Origin of the sequence: uncultured Vibrio sp. (assembly GCF_947488985.1) — a bacterium.
In the GTDB taxonomy this organism is placed as follows: domain Bacteria; phylum Pseudomonadota; class Gammaproteobacteria; order Enterobacterales; family Vibrionaceae; genus Vibrio.
Map to the genome: position 1 here is coordinate 1 of NZ_CANLBV010000275.1, position 569 is coordinate 569.

Consider the following 569-nt stretch of genomic DNA (forward strand, 5'->3'; position numbering starts at 1 on the left):
TGGTTGTCGGTGAGTTCGCGGTCTTCACCACGGTCTATCATGCGTTTCATGATGATTTGAACGGCTCTCGAGCGGTCTGTAGCGCTTGCCACCACCTTTTTAAAGCAGCCTTCTGTTATTTGCTTGATACGCCTTTCAATTGTGCCTTCCCACAGTGTATTGCGCACCGTGAGCAAACGCTCTTTAAGCGTCCAGCCTGTTTTAGCTTCTGCTTTCTCATCAGCGGTTTGAAAGGCCGTGATAAGCTTTGTTCCAGCCGTAGGACCAGCTAGTAAACAGAAATCGTCTTGAACGACATAAACGTTATTAAGTGGGATTCCGTCTTTATCACCAACCACACCCGCGTTCTGTACGCTTGGGTCTTCGCTGTCTGTGAAAGCAGGGCGTATAACACCCATTTTAATCATGAGCGAGATAATACGTGACACTGTAGCTTGGTTAACGCCGATAGATTGGGCTATCTGGCCTTGGGTACCATTGCTTGAGAATGTGCGAGTTTCTAGGCAGACGTTAGCAACGATCCACTTACAAACCTCAGTGAAGTTATTGCGGCGGTTTTGCTTTTTGAA

The 569-nt window shown here is 47.5% G+C and carries 1 protein-coding gene; it reads right to left on the minus strand.

Annotated elements, in window-relative coordinates; all coding sequences use genetic code 11:
- Positions 1-569 (minus strand): helix-turn-helix domain-containing protein (locus tag Q1A70_RS20315; RefSeq protein ID WP_299695866.1); only part of this gene is annotated, 569 nt, incomplete at both ends.